This is a genomic window from Micromonospora sp. DT178, assembly GCF_049841695.1.
GTDB lineage: Bacteria > Actinomycetota > Actinomycetes > Mycobacteriales > Micromonosporaceae > Micromonospora.
In genome coordinates this window covers 1-3,449 of sequence record NZ_JBNCKV010000036.1, presented here as the reverse complement: position 1 = coordinate 3,449, position 3,449 = coordinate 1, and the positions used below count along the sequence as shown (strand labels likewise).

The 3,449-nt window shown below is 57.0% G+C and carries 1 rRNA gene; it reads left to right on the top strand.

Annotated elements, in window-relative coordinates:
- The first annotated feature begins 289 nt into the window (after nucleotides 1–289).
- Nucleotides 290–3,397, top strand: a 23S ribosomal RNA gene (locus ACLQ22_RS31810).
- The last annotated feature ends 52 nt before the right edge of the window (nucleotides 3,398–3,449 follow it).

Sequence of the window (3,449 nt, the reverse complement as noted above, 5' to 3'; positions counted from 1 at the left end):
TAGTTGGATGCCGGCAACGGCCGGGATACCTAGTACGGCCACCCTTGTGGTGGTGTGGAACGGTTCCTCCTGGTGCGGCTGGGGTTCGGCGCAAAGCACCCTGTTGGGTCCTGAAAGAACAACCGTTGGTTGTTTCTTTCGGAGCCTTGAGCGGAACCGTGTGTTCCGTGGGCTGCCAGGCATGGCCTGGTCTCGCATACCGCCGGCGGTTGTCGGGTTTGGTGTGGGGCTGTGGGGTTGTGGGTTGGTCGTTTGTTGAGAATTGCACAGTGGACGCGAGCATCTTTGTGGTCAAGTTGTCAAGGGCGAACGGTGGATGCCTTGGCACCAGGAGCCGATGAAGGACGTGGGAGGCCGCGATAGGCCTGGGGGAGCTGTCAACCAAGCTGTGATCCCAGGGTGTCCGAATGGGGAAACCTGGCTGGAGTCATGTCCAGTCACCCACACCTGAACACATAGGGTGTGTGGGGGGAACGCGGGGAAGTGAAACATCTCAGTACCCGTAGGAAGAGAAAACAAATAGTGATTCCGTGAGTAGTGGCGAGCGAAAGCGGATTGAGGCTAAACCGGCTGCGTGTGATACCTGTCAGGGGTTGCGTGGTTGGGGTTGTGGGACCCTGCTGAACAAGCTGACACTTGTTCGAGAAGTTACAAAGCCAGTTGCTAGCCGAACAGTCTGGAAAGGCTGACCGTAGGCGGTGAGAGTCCGGTAGGTGAAAGTGGCTGGTCTTCTGTGGGTGTTCCCGAGTAGCGGCGGACCCCTGTAATCTGCCGTGAATCTGCCAGGACCACCTGGTAAGCCTAAATACTTCCTGGTGACCGATAGCGGACGAGTACCGTGAGGGAATGGTGAAAAGTACCCCGGGAGGGGAGTGAAATAGTACCTGAAACCGTTCGCCTACAATCCGTCGGAGCCTTGCGGGGTGACGGCGTGCCTTTTGAAGAATGAGCCTGCGAGTTAGTGGCATGTGGCGAGGTTAACCCGTGTGGGGGAGCCGTAGCGAAAGCGAGTCTGAATAGGGCGTTCAGTCGCGTGTCCTAGACCCGAAGCGGAGTGATCTAGCCATGGGCAGGCTGAAGCGCGGGTAAGACCGCGTGGAGGGCCGAACCCACCAACGTTGAAAAGTTGGGGGATGACCTGTGGTTAGGGGTGAAAGGCCAATCAAACTCCGTGATAGCTGGTTCTCCCCGAAATGCATTTAGGTGCAGCGTCGCGTGTTTCTTGCCGGAGGTAGAGCACTGGATGGTCTAGGGGGCCCACAAGCTTACCGAAATCAGCCAAACTCCGAATGCCGGTAAGTGAGAGCGCGGCAGTGAGACTGCGGGGGATAAGCTTCGTAGTCGAGAGGGAAACAGCCCAGATCACCAGCTAAGGCCCCTAAGCGTGTGCTAAGTGGAAAAGGATGTGGGGTCGCATAGACAACCAGGAGGTTGGCTTAGAAGCAGCCACCCTTTAAAGAGTGCGTAATAGCTCACTGGTCAAGTGGTTCCGCGCCGACAATGTAGCGGGGCTCAAGCACACCGCCGAAGCTGTGGCATTCACATTTTTACCTCGCTTGGACTTGATTCCTTGTGCAGGTGTGTGGATGGGTAGGGGAGCGTCGTGCCGGGGGTGAAGCAGCGGGGTGACCCAGTTGTGGACGCGGCACGAGTGAGAATGCAGGCATGAGTAGCGAAAGAAGGGTGAGAAACCCTTCCGCCGGATGACCAAGGGTTCCAGGGCCAGGCTAATCCGCCCTGGGTGAGTCGGGACCTAAGGCGAGGCCGAGAGGCGTAGTCGATGGACAACGGGTTGATATTCCCGTACCCGCGAAAGAGCGTCCCTGATGAACCTCGTTGTGCTAACCACCCGAACTTGGGGCGGTCTTCGGACCAAACCGGGGGAGCGTGGGAACCTGGCGGGTAGTAGTCAAGCGATGGGGTGACGCAGGAAGGTAGCTGAGCCCGGCCGGTGGTTGTGCCGGGGTAAGCGTGTAGGCCGTGTTGTAGGCAAATCCGCAACACATGAAGGCTGAGACGTGATGCCGAGCCGATTCAGGTGAAGTCAGTGATCCTATGCTGCCGAGAAAAGCCTCTAGCGAGTTCTTAGCGGCCCGTACCCCAAACCGACACAGGTGGTCAGGTAGAGAATACCGAGGCGATCGGGCGAACTGTGGTTAAGGAACTCGGCAAATTGCCCCCGTAACTTAGGGAGAAGGGGGGCCGGAGACGTGAAGCCCCACGCGGGTGGAGCGTTGTATGGCCGCAGAGAGCAGGGGGAAGCGACTGTTTACTAAAAACACAGGTCCATGCGAAGAAGTAATTCGATGTATATGGACTGACGCCTGCCCGGTGCTGGAACGTTAAGGGGACCTGTTAGCTCTTCGGGGCGAAGCGGAGAACTTAAGCGCCAGTAAACGGCGGTGGTAACTATAACCATCCTAAGGTAGCGAAATTCCTTGTCGGGTAAGTTCCGACCTGCACGAATGGCGTAACGACTTCCCCACTGTCTCAACCACAGGCCCGGCGAAATTGCATTACGAGTAAAGATGCTCGTTACGCGCGGCAGGACGGAAAGACCCCGGGACCTTTACTATAGCTTGACATTGGTATCCGAATTAGCTTGTGTAGGATAGGTGGGAGCCGGTGAAGTCCATACGCCAGTATGGGTGGAGGCAATCTTGAAATACCACTCTGGTTGATTTGGGTATCTAACTTCGGACCGTTATCCGGTTCAGGGACAGTGTCTGGTGGGTAGTTTAACTGGGGCGGTTGCCTCCTAAAGGGTAACGGAGGCGCCCAAAGGTTCCCTCAGCCTGGTTGGCAATCAGGTGTTGAGTGCAAGTACACAAGGGAGCTTGACTGTGAGACTGACAGGTCGAGCAGGGACGAAAGTCGGGACTAGTGATCCGGCACTTGCGAGTGGAAGCGGTGTCGCTCAACGGATAAAAGGTACCCCGGGGATAACAGGCTGATCTTCCCCAAGAGTCCATATCGACGGGATGGTTTGGCACCTCGATGTCGGCTCGTCGCATCCTGGGGCTGTAGCAGGTCCCAAGGGTTGGGCTGTTCGCCCATTAAAGCGGTACGCGAGCTGGGTTTAGAACGTCGTGAGACAGTTCGGTCCCTATCCGCCGTGCGCGTAGGATACTTGAGAAGGGCTGTCCCTAGTACGAGAGGACCGGGACGGACGAACCTCTGGTGTGCCAGTTGTCCCGCCAGGGGCACGGCTGGTTAGCTACGTTCGGAAGGGATAACCGCTGAAAGCATCTAAGCGGGAAGCTCGCTTCAAGATGAGGTATCCCACCATCTTCGGATGGGTAAGGCCCCCAGCTAGACGACTGGGTTGATAGGCCGGAAATGTAAGCCCGGTAACGGGTTCAGTTGACCGGTACTAATAGGCCGAGGACTTGACTACTAAGCTGCTACGCGTCCACTGTGCAACTCTCGATAAACGAACAACAGACCAC